Origin of the sequence: sulfur-oxidizing endosymbiont of Gigantopelta aegis (assembly GCF_016097415.1) — a bacterium.
GTDB lineage: Bacteria > Pseudomonadota > Gammaproteobacteria > GRL18 > GRL18 > GRL18.
Map to the genome: position 1 here is coordinate 3,942,558 of NZ_JAEHGE010000001.1, position 14,572 is coordinate 3,957,129.

Here is a 14,572-nt window from a genome sequence, read left to right on the forward strand (position 1 = left end):
CTAAATACCTCAAACATCTTCGCTTATTTAAAAGCCTCAGATTAAACTTTAGTTGAGTTAAAATTGAACAAATTGTTCAAAATAAAAAATTACTTTGCGCTTTATAATTATTCTTTGTAGACTGAGTATATTACACAATAGTTAAAGATGTGAACCTAATTCTTTCTTTTTTATATAAAATAGTCGATCAATGCCAAGTTCTGAGCAAAATATTCTACAGGCCTATCAATATTGTTTATCACTGGCTCACAGTCACTATGAAAACTTTCCTGTGGCTTCAAAGCTACTCAATAAAAAAATACGCCTGCCTGTTTCTGCCGTCTATGCCTTTGCCCGTACGGCTGATGATTTTGCCGATGAAGGCAATCAAAGTCCCAAGGAACGCTTACAGGCATTAAATGAGTATCAGAAGGAACTGGAACAAATCAAGCTAGCAATAGAAAACCATAATAATAAGCCTCAACAATCCTCTAAGTTGTTTTTCTATCCCAGCAACAATCCCATTTTCACAGCCTTAGCCGATACTATTTATAAATTTACTATCCCCGTACAGCTGTTTGCTGATTTAATTCAAGCATTCAAACAAGATGTCACGACAACACGTTATGCAGATTTTAATGAAATTCTCGACTATTGTCGCCTAAGTGCCAATCCAGTGGGGGGTATTTTATTACATTTAAATACTAGCGCCACGGCTGAAAATCTAAAAAATTCTGATGCTATTTGCACGGGACTGCAACTCATTAATTTTTATCAAGATATCGCCCAAGATATAATAGAAAATGATCGCTTATACTTACCAACCAAAGAGTTAGAAGATCATCAGATCAGTATTGATGAGCTGCGTCAACAAATTAACAATGAACATACTCATCAATTACTCACACTACAAATTCAACGTGCCAAAACACTCTATCATTCAGGCGCTCCACTTTGCACCGCACTCAAAGGGCGTTTTGCCATTGAAATCCGTATGATTTTTTTTGCCGGGAAACTGATTCTGCATAAGCTTGAACAAAATACCAATAACATTTACCTTCGTCCACGACTCACTCGACGAGATAAATTAAAGATTTTATGGCAGGCTTTATTTTCAAATCCTTAAACGAGTACATCCTTAAAGCATTAACACCCTTAAAGCATTCACAGCCTTAAAACATTCAGTATCATTATTTTACTTGCGTTTATCTCAGTAAATACAGACAATAATCAACATTTAAATAATAAATGATTATTCCATGCCCTCTATCGATCAAGCCAATACAATATCCTCTACCTCATCAGTCCGTAAACGCTTAACGCGAGATATTACTCTACTGGTATTGTTATTAATCTCATTTTTTATTGCCCTCTCCTATTTTTATTCAAAACAAGTTCAGGAAAATATTACTCAGGCAATTATGACTTCAGCCAAAAAGCTGGTGGTTGATAAGAGTCATCAATTATTTTTACCCATAAATAATAATTTAGTTTTATCTCGAAAATGGGCTGAATTTGAAACATTAACCCCAGAAATGCATGAAGTTTTTAATAAACGCTTTATCCCTGTCATGGAAACCCTACCGCAAATTGCCTCAGTGATTTTGGCAAGCTCCGAAGGCGATGAGTATTATTTCACTCGCAAAGACGATAATTGGTTATCAAGACACACCAGTCCAAGCAAATACGGTGATGATAAAGTTTTATGGCAACTTTGGAATAGTAATAACAAACTCATCAAGCAATGGCATGAAAAATCTAACTATAAACCCCAGCAACGTCCCTGGTTTAAATTGGCACTGACAACGAATAAAAAAAATCACATCAAATGGACGCCGCCCTATACTTTTTATACCCAGGAAACACCGGGAGTCACTGGTGTCACACATTGGAAAAGTGAAACCAAAAATGGCAAAAGTATCGACTACATTCTAGCCTTTGATGTCACCTTCGCTGATATTGCTCAGGCAATTTCCAGTGTCCATGTTGATGACAATGATATCTCCTATCTCATCAGCCCCAAGGGTGAAGTCATATTACCCCCAGGGAATCATCTAAACATTAAAGGCACTCCTTCAAAAGGCAGTATGTATATCCCCGGTAGCGAAAGCAACTATGTCATATTTGATTCAGTCAACAACTGGCTAAAACAGCAACGAAAATTAGATAAATCACATAGTTTTAGCCGTAATGGTAAACGCTGGTGGTATAAAATCTTTGTGCTGGATATTTATAGTAATGCCATCTACGCAGGTGTCATTGTGCCAGAAAAAGACTTAGTTGCCGTGCTCAATGACAATCTACGCTTTATTATCACCGGTATCCTGTTTTTACTGATCATTGCCGTGATTATGGCCAATATATTAGTCAAAAAGTATGCTCATCAACTCAAGGATGTGCCCAAAACACGTATATCAACACAAGATTTCACCAATGAAATCTATCATTTGCTCAGATTAGGTGAAAGTGAAACCCTAGAATTCAAATCCACTATGCGCAGAAACCTCAAAACCAATAAAAATGGCAAAGAAATTGAAATCGCCTGGTTAAAAGGTATCGTCGGTTTTATGAATACTCATGGAGGCATTTTATTAATTGGTGTCGATGATGACTCGAATATACTGGGGATAGAAGTGGACAACTTTGATAATGAAGATAAAATACTTTTGCACTTTAAAAATCTACTCAGCCAACATATTGGCCTAGAGTTTTCAAATTTTATCAACCTTATTATCAATCAGATTGAAGGCAAGACCATCTTGGTCATTGAGTGTGAACGTGCTGATCGCCCGGCATTCTTATACAATAAAAACAGTGAGGATTTTTACATCCGTAGCGGCCCTGCAAGTGTGCAACTTAGCGTGAGCAAAGTGCTTAAATACGTTAGAAATCGTTATTGAGTCGCTTCAAAATCCATTTGAATACCGACAGCCATGCCTGCTCTGGAAAATTTTCCATGATAACGACGTGCTTTCTCTAAATCATTGGTTTTTTTGATTACTACACGACTTGGAACATCACCAAAGAATTTCTTTTCGACTTCATCGTTGCTAAGGCGGGTAATACTTTCAAGATTTTTTATAACTTGATCTTTTTCAAAGCCCGTGACAATTTCTCCCATAAAAACTACAGAATAATTCACTTCTTTATCAATAGCAGACATCAACTTTGGCTCCTTTATAACTATTTACCACACAGGAAACATATAACTGACGGCATTTCTTGTATTATTTCATTAAAAATGATGAAAAAACATCTGTTTCCTATTAAACAGCGCTTTCACATCTTATAATAGTTCAAATTACGTTAAAGTAATGTGAAACATGATAGAAATTCTACATTTTTTTATCGTAAACTGTGAATCTATCCTAATTTTAAAGAATAATTCAAACTCAAATGACCCCAGACGAATATTGCCAAGACAAAGCTCAACAAAGTGGTTCCAGTTTCTATTATAGTTTTTTATTTCTAAATGAAACTCAACGCCAGGCGATGATAGCCTTATACGCATTTTGTCGAGTCGTCGATGACATTGTTGATGAATGCACTGAACCGATGATTGCCGCCAATAAACTGCAATGGTGGCGTGAAGAAGTTCATCATCTTTTTCATGATCAGCCCAGCCACCCTGTGTCTCTGGCACTAAAGACCAGTCTAAAACACTTTCCCCTGCAAGAAGAATATTTTCAGGAACTCATTAGTGGCATGGAAATGGACTTAAATGATACCCAATATGCCAATTTTGAAGATTTATCGGTGTATTGTTATCGTGCTGCGGGTGTCGTTGGCTTGCTCACCATTGAAATCCTTGGCTATAAAGGTCAATCCACACCTGAATACGCTCGAAATCTTGGCATTGCTTTGCAACTGATTAATATATTGAGAGATGTTAAAGAAGATGCTCTCAGAGGACGTGTTTACCTGCCTAAGGATGAAATGACTGAATTTGCTGTTACGCCCGAAATGCTCCTAAATACTGAGAATACACCCCAAACACTAGCACTATTTGCCCATCAGGCACAACGCGCCCAGCATTATTATCAAAAAGCATTTTCCCAACTAAATGAAAAGGATCGGTTCTCCCAAAGAACAGGCATTATTATGGCGGAAATTTATTATGCACTGCTGAAAAAGATTCAAACTAAGCATTTTCCGGTGTTAAAGAAACGCGTCAGTATTAATAAATTAAAAAAGCTTTGGATAGCTTGGACAACCGCTCGTCGTGAGTACAAACATGCACAATCACTTAAATCCTGATTTAGTATGAAAAATACCCACGATATCATTATCGTCGGCGCGGGTTGGAGTGGGCTTGCCTGTGCAATCACTTTAGCAGAACAGGGATATCACGTTTGTATTCTTGAATCGGCACAACAAGCTGGCGGTCGAGCAAGAGGCGTACAATTTAAACACTTTTTACCCAGGCAAACACTTGATAATGGTCAGCATATAATGCTGGGGGCATATCATTCAACGTTAGCACTGTTCAAACTCATTGGTGTTAATACCGATATACAGTTACAGCATGAAGCATTGCAATTAGCCATGTATACTTCAAAAAAGCAACCGTCTAAACACCCGTATATTCATTTAAAAGCCGCTTCCCTACCCTCCCCTTTGCATTTATTGTCAGGTTTAATGTTCATGCAGGGCGTTAGCTTTTCTGAACGACTATCCTTAATAAAAATGGCATTGATGCTTGCCATAAAACGCTATAAACTCAAATACGACATCAGTGTGCTGCAACTGCTAAAACAGTATGCTCAATCAGAAAAAGTCATTGCGGCATTATGGGAGCCACTATGCCTCGCCTCTTTAAATACGCCTATTCAATATGCTTCAGCCCAGGTTTTTCTGAATGTTTTGAAAGATAGTTTTAGCCATAAGCAAAGTGATTCCAGTCTCATTTTTCTTAAAAATAATCTTAGTACTCTTTTTACTTCACCAGCAATTGATTTTATTAAGAAACATAATGGGGAAATTAAATACACGGAAAAAGTCTTACAATTTTCCCCCACAAAGTATCAATCCTTGATAGTCACTACGTCAAAGCAGCAATATTCTTGTCATACTTTAATTTTAGCCACGCCAGCACATATCACTAATACGCTAATAAATGCACAATCGCCCATTAGTCAACAAAACATTCTAATACCTGGTCATGCCTCTCTAAAATTTAATTATGAGCCTATTTGCACAGTCTATCTACAATACCCTCCCGATACAGAATTGCCTAGCACAATGGTTGGCTTCTTTAATACCACAATACAATGGGCTATTGATCGACGTTTATGCAATCAAGCGGGTTTATTTGCCATCGTGATCAGTGCCTCAGGTAAACATGAAAGTCTTGCAAATGAAGCTCTCATTGCTCTAGTTCATCAAGAATTGAAGCTCTGTCTAGCTAATTTGCCTGAACTCATTAGCTCACAAGTTATTATTGAAAAAAAAGCCACCTTTAGCTGTGTCGTTGGCATTGAAAATCAGCGACCTGACAATGAAACTCACATTGCAGGTTTATATCTTGCGGGTGATTATACCAATACACATTATCCCGCAACTTTAGAGAGTGCCATTCGAAGTGGTCAGTCAGCAGCAAATAAAATCATGTTGTCGCTTTACCCTAGTGCTAAATATCGCTAAAATATTAAATGTATAGTCCTATCAACTCACCTTATTTATACGAATTTTAATTTTATCCACTGAGGATTTTTCAATGCATAACTACTCTGCTCCTGCACATTTATTAAAAGATCGTATTATTCTGGTGACCGGTGCGGGTGATGGGATAGGTAAAGTTGCCGCAAAAACGTTTGCAAGCTTTGGCGCTACCGTTATCTTATTGGGTAAAACCATAGACAAACTTGAAGTCGTTTACGATGAAATTGAGCAGGAAAATGGACCTCAGCCTGCTATCTACCCCATGAACCTTGAAGGTGCGACGGGTAAAGACTATGAAGATATGCAAGTCACATTGGATAAAGAATTTGGGCGTTTAGATGGTATTTTACATAATGCTGCCTTATTAGGTTCATTAATGCCGATTGCTCAATATGATATGGAACATTGGGGCAAAGTAATGCAAGTGAATTTGAATGCCCCCTATATGCTAACGCGTATGAGCTTGCCATTGCTGGAAAAATCAGCTAATGCCTCAGTTGTTTTTACCACTGATGATGTGGGTATAAAAGGTAAGGCCTATTGGGGGGCTTATGGCATCAGTAAGGCTGCTGGCGATAATCTCATGCAAATTCTTGCCGATGAAATGGAAGTAAACACCAATATTCGCTTCAATAGTATTAATCCGGGCAAAGTGACATCAACCATGCGTTCAAAAGCATTTCCGGGTGAAGACCCCAATACCATTGCCAAGCCTGATGATATTATGAATAGTTATCTGTATCTGATGGGTGATGATAGCAAAGCCGTGAATGGGCAAATTATTTGCGCACAGCCATAAAGGCGCTTATATCAATAAAAAGCTATTATTATGGCCTTGTTTCAAGGCCATTTTTTATCGCCATAAACTCAGAAATTAATATGGGTTTTTCAACGCCATAACCCTGCGCATAATCCACACCAATTTCTTCTAATACCGTTACAATTTCTTCATTTTCTACATACTCTGCAACGGTTTTCATCCCTAAGAAATGACCAATTTCATTAATGGATTTTACCATGGCTCTATCAGCTGAATTATTGACGATATCCTTAATAAAAACCCCATCAATTTTCAGATAATCAACAGGAAGATTCTTTAAGTAAGCATAAGATGAGAGCCCTGTACCAAAGTCATCCAAAGCAAACTTACAGCCCATTTCTTTTATTGAATGAATAATATTGGTCGCATAACTGACATTATGAATAGCCATGGTTTCTGTGATTTCAAAACAAATTAAGTCATGAGGGATATCAGAAAATTCTGCAAAGATATCAACAATAAAAGGATAAAAATTAACATCATTAAGACTTTGACCGGATAAGTTGATAGCAATTCCACCCATCATGGCTAATTGTTCTGGATTTTTACTGAACCAGTCAAGCACATAGCGAATTACCCAGCGATCTACGTCAACCATTTTATTGTAAAGCTCTGCTGCTTCAATAAATTCAGCAGGCGGAATAAATTTATCATTGTCATCCTTAACTAATAAGAGCATTTCATAGTGCTGTACTAATTTAATTTCACGCGATTCATTATTCAATGGTTGTAATAGTTGACAGCGAATATCCAGCATATTGTCATTAACCATCTGCTCTATTTTTGTAGCCCAGATTTGTAGTTCTTGACGATGATTTAATTCAATCGCATCATATTCAATATAGTGAACTCGATTGCGCCCCATTTCTTTAGCGATGGTGGTTGCTGTCACGACTGCCTTCAAATAAACATCAACTTCATTTTCTTCAGTAATTGAAACTAGGCCAATACTGGCCGTTAAAGCAAATTCTTTTTCATCCCATTTAAAATGATGTTCACTAATTGCCAAACGTTTTTCTTCAGCAATTTGCAGTGCTTTGGTTTGAGAGTATTCTGGCAACAAAAGAATAAATTCATCGATACCATAGCGGGCAATAATCACATTTTCAGCAAAATTTTGTTTAATAATTTGTGATATTTGTGAAATATAATAATCACCGGCTTCATAACCGCAAGTATCATTGATTAAACTAAATTGATCAATATCAATATGACAAATAACACAGGCAGAATTATTAGCACCTACTTCTAATTGACTCCGCTGATCAAACATTTCATGCATTTTGCTAATAAATTCTTTTTGATTGATTAGGCCTGATACATCATCAAGCGTACTTTCTTTTGCCATATCATCATGTACATCACCCAAAATATTGTATAAGCTTCGCTCTAAAATAGGTAAGTCATAATCACGTGTTTGTGATAATTGACCATTACTTAACATACTGACTACTTCATTTAGATTGAACACAGCATGCTGCTTGCCTGCTTTATCTGTAAACACAAAAACATTACGGGCATCACTCATCCAAGTCAATTGTATGCGAATTGATTTTAATATTGACTGATTTGACTGTTTAAACAAAACAAAATCATTGATATTCATTCGCATTGCTATGGCACGATTAGCAACAAACAAAGGATCAGCGTTTTCTTTATTTAAGCCAATAATTGCTTGCTTGTCAGCCAATGAATAGCCATTAATTAATAGCTTGATAATATCCTCATAATCATAAGCAACTTCATCATCAAAAAGTCCATGATCTAAAAAGGAGGCTATACCATGTAATGTTTTATTCCTATTCTCTCTACTGATAGTCGTGCTTTCTTTTAATGCCTGTTTAACAATAAATAAAACAGCCTCTTTATCAATGAGCTCATCATTGACTTCCTTAGTCATCGTCATAATTAAAATATCTAGCGCTTGCCAATTCTGACGCCACCGATGGCTCTCTTTACCGTATTTCAAATACGTAGAAACTAAAATAGAAAACCATTGTTCACTGATAAAATCTGCTATTACCAAAGGCATCATTTGCCCTGATAAACGATTGGCCATTTCTGTAGTAACAACTTGTTGAGCATGCCATTGTTTTATAACTTTCTTAATGTTTTTCTTAAATTTATCTGACTGAATTTGCAATAGTTCACTTAACACTTTTTCTACTTTAGCAAAGACACTCAAATCATCATTATAGTTTTTTAGAATAAAAATAATGAATGAGTGGGTTTTTCGGTAAAAATTATTAGTATCATTTTCCAGATGTACCATAGCTAATTTATTAATAAGAATACGTGCTGGATTTGACCATGACTCAAAAAAATCCTTATGTCGTAATGAAACTTTTAAAAAAGGAATTTGTAATAAGGATAATAATTTTTTTGCAGGATCACTCAGCCAATAGTCATTTTCAATCGAAGCAAATAAACGTTTAATCACATCAAGGGTATATTCAAATTCTGATGTGTCAACACTTTTCCGGACAGTTTTCTAAATATTTTTTTGGCTGTTTCAAGTGATTTTTGTCATTTTGTATTTCCTATCATTTTAGTTTCTCATGTTAACTTTAAACAGATGAAGAGAAAGGGCTTTGCCCTCTGGAACGATAGAGCCGTTCCATTCACCCAAGGTATTTTCACAACGGTAATGATCCTGTTACAATATCTTCACGGCACAGGCTGAGGAGCCGATGGCCGTCAACGGTAATGGGCGGCATTTATGTCGCCTTTTACCCCTCTTCAATCAATCGATTTAAGCTATTTCCTGCTGTATTTCATAATCGACTGGTGACAAATAATCATTAGCCGAATGAAGTCGCTCCCGATTATAAAACACCTCAATATATTCAAATATTGCCTGCTTTGCTTCTACTCTGGTTTTGAATCGACAATGGTGCGTCAATTCAGTTTTCAAACTATGAAAGAAGCTCTCTGATACAGCATTGTCCCAGCAATTTCCTTTGCGGCTCATAGACTGAATTATGTTATGATCCGACAATATTTTTCTATGACTATCAGAGGCATATTGGCTACCTCGGTCAGTATGCCAAAGCAATCCATCCATTGGTTTACGCTTCCATATGGCCATCAGTAAAGCATCATTGACTAGCTTGGCTTTCATTCGCTCATCCATCGACCAGCCAACAATTTGCCTAGAGAATAAGTCAATGACAACCGCTAAATATAACCAGCCTTCCTTGGTGGCAATATAGGTAATATCACCCACATAGTAGCGATCAGGTTGAGAGACAGTAAACTCTCTTTCCAGTAAATTTGGAGATATACGCTTATTATGCTTGGAATTAGTCGTCGCTTTAAAGCGTCTCTTCGTTTTACAAAACAAACCGGCTTTTTTCATTAATCGACCAATTCTCCGGCGGCTTATATGAACGCCTTTTTCAGCCAGTTTTCTTTTTAAGACGACGGGTTCCATAAGTCTTGCGACTGTCTTCAAACAGTTTTTTAGCTGCTCAGTAAGCGCTTCATTTTCTTTCTCTCTATCCGTTTTAGGAGAGCTAACCCAATCATAATAGCAACTACGGAAACATCCATAAAACGGCACAGAATCGTTACCGGGTAATCTTTAGCCTGATCAGTTATCCATGCGTACTTCACAAAGTTTCCCTTGCAAAGTACGCTGTGGCCTTTTTAATAAATCACGCTCCTGAATCACTTTTGCCAATTCTTTTTTCAGACGTTTTACTTCATCATAAATGTGTTCATCACTTCTATTGGCTACCGTCTTCACCGGTTTGGAATATTTACTGATCCAGGTATGTAGAGTATTTACATTAACACCTAGCTCCCTGGCAGTCTGAGAAACAGGTTGATCCGTCTCATTAGCTAATTTGACAGCTGATTCTTTAAATTCTGATGTATAGCTTTTATTCGGTTTTTTTGTTTGATCATTCATTTTAGGTCACACTTTTTATCTTTTAGTTATTTTAAGTTGTGTGTCCGGTTAAGTATAGCCACATTATTCTTTAATTAGTCCGTCTGAAAAAACAGCAATATTAATATGGTTATTAATTAGTGCATCAATATCAAAGGCTACTATGCCGTTTTCATTGATATCTCTAGCCTGTTGTTGTTGTATCTTGGTTAAATCAGCAATCAATAAATTTAATTGATTTTTATAATCGCTCGATTCATAAAAACCTTCTGCAACATTACCCCCCATTTTTATCCTGTTCATGCTCTATCAACAGGAGTTCTTTTAAGGTCTGATAAACGGGTTGTAAATTAATGTTATTTTGAATTGTGTTTATTTCAGCTAGGTGTGAGCGATCAGGTTGAGACGGGTTCCATAAGTCTTGCGACTGTCTTCAAACAGTTTTTTTAGCTGCTCAGTAAGCGCTTCATTTTCTTTCTCTCTATCCGTTTTAGGAGAGCTAACCCAATCATAATAGCAACTACGGAAACATCCATAAAACGGCACAGAATCGTTACCGGGTAATCTTTAGCCTGATCAGTTATCCATGCGTACTTCACAAAGTTTCCCTTGCAAAGTACGCTGTGGCCTTTTTAATAAATCACGCTCCTGAATCACTTTTGCCAATTCTTTTTCAGACGTTTTACTTCATCATAAATGTGTTCATCACTTCTATTGGCTACCGTCTTCACCGGTTTGGAATATTTACTGATCCAGGTATGTAGAGTATTTACATTAACACCTAGCTCCCTGGCAGTCTGAGAAACGGGTTGATCCGTCTCATTAGCTAATTTGACAGCTGATTCTTTAAATTCTGATGTATAGCTTTTATTCGGTTTTTTGTTTGATCATTCATTTTAGAGCCACATTATATTGCTATAGTTATTTAAATAATTTTCACTTCGCGGTGTTATTGTTTGTGAACTTTCATTGAAGCCAATGGAGGCAATAGGATTATTATTTTCTAATAAGCTGGGCTTGCTCGCATTAGTTTGAAGTATAGAGCCTGCTTGAGACTTAGCCTCTTTTCTTACTTTAAATTTATTTTCTTTAATGAGCGGTAAAATATTATTATCAATGAATATTTAATGTGGCTATACTTAACCGGACACACAACTTAAAATAACTAAAAGATAAAAAGTGTGACCTAAAATGAATGATCAAACAAAAAACCGAATAAAAGCTATACATCAGAATTTAAAGAATCAGCTGTCAAATTAGCTAATGAGACGGATCAACCTGTTTCTCAGACTGCCAGGGAGCTAGGTGTTAATGTAAATACTCTACATACCTGGATCAGTAAATCAAACCGGTGAAGACGGTAGCCAATAGAAGTGATGAACACATTTATGATGAAGTAAAACGTCTGAAAAAAGAATTGGCAAAAGTGATTCAGGAGCGTGATTTATTAAAAAGGCCACAGCGTACTTTGCAAGGGAAACTTTGTGAAGTACGCATGGATAACTGATCAGGCTAAAGATTACCCGGTAACGATTCTGTGCCGTTTTATGGATGTTTCCCGTAGTTGCTATTATGATTGGGTTAGCTCTCCTAAAACGGATAGAGAAAGAAAAATGAAGCGCTTACTGAGCAGCTAAAAAACTGTTTGAAGACAGTCGCAAGACTTATGGAACCCGTCGTCTTAAAAAGAAAACTGGCTGAAAAAGGCGTTCATATAAGCCGCCGGAGAATTGGTCGATTAATGAAAAAAGCCGGTTTGTTTTGTAAAACGAAGAGACGCTTTAAAGCGACGACTAATTCCAAGCATAATAAGCGTATATCTCCAAATTTACTGGAAAGAGAGTTTACTGTCTCTCAACCTGATCGCTACTATGTGGGTGATATTACCTATATTGCCACCAAGGAAGGCTGGTTATATTTAGCGGTTGTCATTGACTTATTCTCTAGGCAAATTGTTGGCTGGTCGATGGATGAGCGAATGAAAGCCAAGCTAGTCAATGATGCTTTACTGATGGCCATATGGAAGCGTAAACCAATGGATGGATTGCTTTGGCATACTGACCGAGGTAGCCAATATGCCTCTGATAGTCATAGAAAAATATTGTCGGATCATAACATAATTCAGTCTATGAGCCGCAAAGGAAATTGCTGGGACAATGCTGTATCAGAGAGCTTCTTTCATAGTTTGAAAACTGAATTGACGCACCATTGTCGATTCAAAACCAGAGTAGAAGCAAAGCAGGCAATATTTGAATATATTGAGGTATTTTATAATCGGGAGCGACTTCATTCGGCTAATGATTATTTGTCACCAGTCGATTATGAAATACAGCAGGAAATAGCTTAAGAGGGCAAAAGCCCTTTCTCTTCATCTGTTTAAAGTTAACATGAGAAACTAAAATGATAGGAAATACAAAATGACAAAAATCACTTGAAACAGCCAAAAAATATTTAGAAAACTGTCCGGAAAAGTGTTGACACATCAATTTGATTAATTTCTTTATAAACATCAAACAAGCAATTATCTACCACTTTTTCAAATTGATGATAAAGAATTAACAACACATCATTATTTATAAAATGATCATGAATCGCTTCACTAAAACTATTAAAAATAATTTCTGGAGAGAAAGGATTAATCATCGTAGATGAGGTGATAGAATCATTCGTTGACTGTTGATCAATCAATATTTTTTTTACGCGTGTTTCAATCTCTAACAATTCTTTTTCATAATTGGGTGAGACATTAACTATCAATTGATTGACCGCCAACCAACTTTCAAATTCATTCTGGTCAATAAGTTCTAGTTCATTAAGATTTTCATTGATATCCTGATTACGTTGATTAAAAGAATTAATATTCTTTTCTAATAGTCTCAAAAATGATTTTTAAGGGTATTTTTTCTTTATTCAGGGTATTAATTGCATCAAAGAAAAGAGATTGTTTAATGTGGCTATACTTAACCGGACACACAACTTAAAATAACTAAAAGATAAAAAGTGTGACCTAAAATGAATGATCAAACAAAAAAACCGAATAAAAGCTATACATCAGAATTTAAAGAATCAGCTGTCAAATTAGCTAATGAGACGGATCAACCCGTTTCTCAGACTGCCAGGGAGCTAGGTGTTAATGTAAATACTCTACATACCTGGATCAGTAAATATTCCAAACCGGTGAAGACGGTAGCCAATAGAAGTGATGAACACATTTATGATGAAGTAAAACGTCTGAAAAAAGAATTGGCAAAAGTGATTCAGGAGCGTGATTTATTAAAAAGGCCACAGCGTACTTTGCAAGGGAAACTTTGTGAAGTACGCATGGATAACTGATCAGGCTAAAGATTACCCGGTAACGATTCTGTGCCGTTTTATGGATGTTTCCCGTAGTTGCTATTATGATTGGGTTAGCTCTCCTAAAACGGATAGAGAGAAAGAAAATGAAGCGCTTACTGAGCAGCTAAAAAACTGTTTGAAGACAGTCGCAAGACTTATGGAACCCGTCGTCTTAAAAAGAAAACTGGCTGAAAAAGGCGTTCATATAAGCCGCCGGAGAATTGGTCGATTAATGAAAAAAGCCGGTTTGTTTTGTAAAACGAAGAGACGCTTTAAAGCGACGACTAATTCCAAGCATAATAAGCGTATATCTCCAAATTTACTGGAAAGAGAGTTTACTGTCTCTCAACCTGATCGCTACTATGTGGGTGATATTACCTATATTGCCACCAAGGAAGGCTGGTTATATTTAGCGGTTGTCATTGACTTATTCTCTAGGCAAATTGTTGGCTGGTCGATGGATGAGCGAATGAAAGCCAAGCTAGTCAATGATGCTTTACTGATGGCCATATGGAAGCGTAAACCAATGGATGGATTGCTTTGGCATACTGACCGAGGTAGCCAATATGCCTCTGATAGTCATAGAAAAATATTGTCGGATCATAACATAATTCAGTCTATGAGCCGCAAAGGAAATTGCTGGGACAATGCTGTATCAGAGAGCTTCTTTCATAGTTTGAAAACTGAATTGACGCACCATTGTCGATTCAAAACCAGAGTAGAAGCAAAGCAGGCAATATTTGAATATATTGAGGTATTTTATAATCGGGAGCGACTTCATTCGGCTAATGATTATTTGTCACCAGTCGATTATGAAATACAGCAGGAAATAGCTTAAATCGATTGATTGAAGAGGGGTAAAAGGCGACATAAATGCCGCCCAT

At 36.7% G+C, this 14,572-nt stretch carries 17 protein-coding genes and 3 pseudogenes; 11 read left to right on the plus strand and 9 right to left on the minus strand.

From position 1 onward, the window contains the following. Positions 1–190 precede the first annotated feature (190 nt). The gene (gene hpnC, locus JEU79_RS20480; protein ID WP_198265563.1) at positions 191–1,105 is read left to right on the plus strand and encodes a squalene synthase HpnC; all 915 of its coding nucleotides are present in this window, start codon (positions 191–193) and stop codon (positions 1,103–1,105) included. Positions 1,106–1,238: 133 nt separating this feature from the next. Further along, positions 1,239–2,879, plus strand: coding sequence for an RNA-binding domain-containing protein (locus JEU79_RS20485; RefSeq protein ID WP_198265564.1), 1,641 nt, complete (start codon positions 1,239–1,241; stop codon positions 2,877–2,879). On the opposite strand, the gene JEU79_RS20490 is transcribed toward JEU79_RS20485, so the two are convergent. Continuing rightward, positions 2,873–3,142 carry a hypothetical protein gene (locus JEU79_RS20490; protein ID WP_198265565.1) on the minus strand — a complete coding sequence of 90 codons (270 nt, stop codon included), beginning with the start codon at positions 3,140–3,142 and terminating at the stop codon, positions 2,873–2,875. The genes JEU79_RS20485 and JEU79_RS20490 overlap by 7 nt on opposite strands. A 233-nt stretch (positions 3,143–3,375) precedes the next feature. On the opposite strand from JEU79_RS20490, the gene hpnD reads away from it, so the two are divergent. From hpnD to JEU79_RS20505, 3 genes are all read left to right on the plus strand, one after another. After that, a complete protein-coding gene (gene hpnD, locus JEU79_RS20495) occupies positions 3,376–4,236 on the plus strand; it encodes a presqualene diphosphate synthase HpnD (protein WP_198265566.1) in 861 nt (286 codons plus the stop codon). Positions 4,237–4,242: 6 nt separating this feature from the next. Further along, complete coding sequence (gene hpnE, locus JEU79_RS20500; RefSeq protein ID WP_198265567.1) at positions 4,243–5,622, plus strand: hydroxysqualene dehydroxylase HpnE; 1,380 nt, start codon at positions 4,243–4,245, stop codon at positions 5,620–5,622. A 73-nt stretch (positions 5,623–5,695) separates the two neighbouring features. Further along, positions 5,696–6,439 carry a YciK family oxidoreductase gene (locus tag JEU79_RS20505; RefSeq protein ID WP_198265568.1) on the plus strand — a complete coding sequence of 248 codons (744 nt, stop codon included), beginning with the start codon at positions 5,696–5,698 and terminating at the stop codon, positions 6,437–6,439. 28 nt (positions 6,440–6,467) lie between these two features. Here the strand turns inward: JEU79_RS20505 and JEU79_RS27770 are convergent, their stop codons facing one another. From JEU79_RS27770 to JEU79_RS28945, 7 genes and pseudogenes are all read right to left on the minus strand, one after another. Beyond that, the gene (locus JEU79_RS27770; protein WP_343075018.1) at positions 6,468–8,366 is read right to left on the minus strand and encodes an EAL domain-containing protein; all 1,899 of its coding nucleotides are present in this window, start codon (positions 8,364–8,366) and stop codon (positions 6,468–6,470) included. Further along, positions 8,352–8,903, minus strand: a pseudogene (locus JEU79_RS27775) (DUF1631 family protein); the annotation flags it as partial. The pseudogene JEU79_RS27775 and the gene JEU79_RS27770, both read right to left, overlap by 15 nt. Positions 8,904–9,212: 309 nt before the next feature. Further along, entirely contained in the window at positions 9,213–10,022 is an 810-nt protein-coding gene (locus JEU79_RS20515; RefSeq protein ID WP_198263365.1) for an IS3 family transposase, read from the minus strand. A 30-nt stretch (positions 10,023–10,052) separates the two neighbouring features. Continuing rightward, positions 10,053–10,373, minus strand: a complete 321-nt coding sequence (locus JEU79_RS26950; RefSeq protein ID WP_198263033.1) for a transposase — start codon at positions 10,371–10,373, stop codon at positions 10,053–10,055. Positions 10,374–10,436: 63 nt separating this feature from the next. Further along, a complete protein-coding gene (locus tag JEU79_RS20520; RefSeq protein ID WP_198265570.1) occupies positions 10,437–10,640 on the minus strand; it encodes a hypothetical protein in 204 nt (67 codons plus the stop codon). A gap of 93 nt (positions 10,641–10,733) precedes the next feature. Beyond that, on the minus strand, positions 10,734–10,898 hold the full coding sequence (locus JEU79_RS20525; protein ID WP_198265571.1) for a hypothetical protein: 165 nt from the start codon (positions 10,896–10,898) through the stop codon (positions 10,734–10,736). A 107-nt stretch (positions 10,899–11,005) separates the two neighbouring features. Beyond that, positions 11,006–11,212 (minus strand): annotated as a pseudogene (locus JEU79_RS28945) (transposase); the annotation flags it as partial. A gap of 414 nt (positions 11,213–11,626) precedes the next feature. Between JEU79_RS28945 and JEU79_RS26955 the strand changes: the two are divergent. The 4 genes and pseudogenes from JEU79_RS26955 to JEU79_RS26970 form a co-directional block, all read left to right on the plus strand. Beyond that, positions 11,627–11,707: pseudogene (locus JEU79_RS26955) on the plus strand (hypothetical protein); the annotation flags it as partial. Beyond that, on the plus strand, positions 11,704–11,859 hold the full coding sequence (locus JEU79_RS26960; RefSeq protein WP_198263364.1) for a hypothetical protein: 156 nt from the start codon (positions 11,704–11,706) through the stop codon (positions 11,857–11,859). The pseudogene JEU79_RS26955 and the gene JEU79_RS26960, both read left to right, overlap by 4 nt. Further along, complete coding sequence (locus tag JEU79_RS26965) at positions 11,837–11,989, plus strand: hypothetical protein (protein ID WP_246540433.1); 153 nt, start codon at positions 11,837–11,839, stop codon at positions 11,987–11,989. Before JEU79_RS26960 ends, JEU79_RS26965 begins: the two co-directional genes overlap by 23 nt. A gap of 8 nt (positions 11,990–11,997) precedes the next feature. Next, entirely contained in the window at positions 11,998–12,699 is a 702-nt protein-coding gene (locus JEU79_RS26970; RefSeq protein ID WP_198264404.1) for an IS3 family transposase, read from the plus strand. A gap of 104 nt (positions 12,700–12,803) precedes the next feature. On the opposite strand, the gene JEU79_RS20540 is transcribed toward JEU79_RS26970, so the two are convergent. Next, positions 12,804–13,232 carry a DUF1631 family protein gene (locus JEU79_RS20540; RefSeq protein ID WP_198265572.1) on the minus strand — a complete coding sequence of 143 codons (429 nt, stop codon included), beginning with the start codon at positions 13,230–13,232 and terminating at the stop codon, positions 12,804–12,806. A gap of 132 nt (positions 13,233–13,364) precedes the next feature. Here JEU79_RS20540 and JEU79_RS26975 point away from each other — a divergent pair, with 132 nt between their 5' ends. Both JEU79_RS26975 and JEU79_RS20545 read left to right on the plus strand, forming a co-directional pair. Further along, entirely contained in the window at positions 13,365–13,685 is a 321-nt protein-coding gene (locus JEU79_RS26975; RefSeq protein ID WP_198263033.1) for a transposase, read from the plus strand. Then, positions 13,663–14,526 (plus strand): IS3 family transposase, encoded by an 864-nt coding sequence (locus JEU79_RS20545; protein WP_198263029.1) that lies wholly within the window; start codon positions 13,663–13,665, stop codon positions 14,524–14,526. Before JEU79_RS26975 ends, JEU79_RS20545 begins: the two co-directional genes overlap by 23 nt. The last annotated feature ends 46 nt before the right edge of the window (positions 14,527–14,572 follow it).

What these genes read in the sequence shown, in the direction of transcription:
- hpnC (WP_198265563.1), top strand. Translation starts at nt 191, where the DNA reads ATGCCAAGTTCTGAGCAAAATATTCTACAGGCCTATCAATATTGTTTA.
- JEU79_RS20485 (WP_198265564.1), top strand. Translation starts at nt 1,239, where the DNA reads ATGCCCTCTATCGATCAAGCCAATACAATATCCTCTACCTCATCAGTC.
- JEU79_RS20490 (WP_198265565.1), bottom strand. Translation starts at nt 3,142, where the DNA reads ATGTCTGCTATTGATAAAGAAGTGAATTATTCTGTAGTTTTTATGGGA.
- hpnD (WP_198265566.1), top strand. Translation starts at nt 3,376, where the DNA reads ATGACCCCAGACGAATATTGCCAAGACAAAGCTCAACAAAGTGGTTCC.
- hpnE (WP_198265567.1), top strand. Translation starts at nt 4,243, where the DNA reads ATGAAAAATACCCACGATATCATTATCGTCGGCGCGGGTTGGAGTGGG.
- JEU79_RS20505 (WP_198265568.1), top strand. Translation starts at nt 5,696, where the DNA reads ATGCATAACTACTCTGCTCCTGCACATTTATTAAAAGATCGTATTATT.
- JEU79_RS27770 (WP_343075018.1), bottom strand. Translation starts at nt 8,366, where the DNA reads ATGACGATGACTAAGGAAGTCAATGATGAGCTCATTGATAAAGAGGCT.
- JEU79_RS26950 (WP_198263033.1), bottom strand. Translation starts at nt 10,373, where the DNA reads ATGAATGATCAAACAAAAAAACCGAATAAAAGCTATACATCAGAATTT.
- JEU79_RS20520 (WP_198265570.1), bottom strand. Translation starts at nt 10,640, where the DNA reads ATGGGGGGTAATGTTGCAGAAGGTTTTTATGAATCGAGCGATTATAAA.
- JEU79_RS26975 (WP_198263033.1), top strand. Translation starts at nt 13,365, where the DNA reads ATGAATGATCAAACAAAAAAACCGAATAAAAGCTATACATCAGAATTT.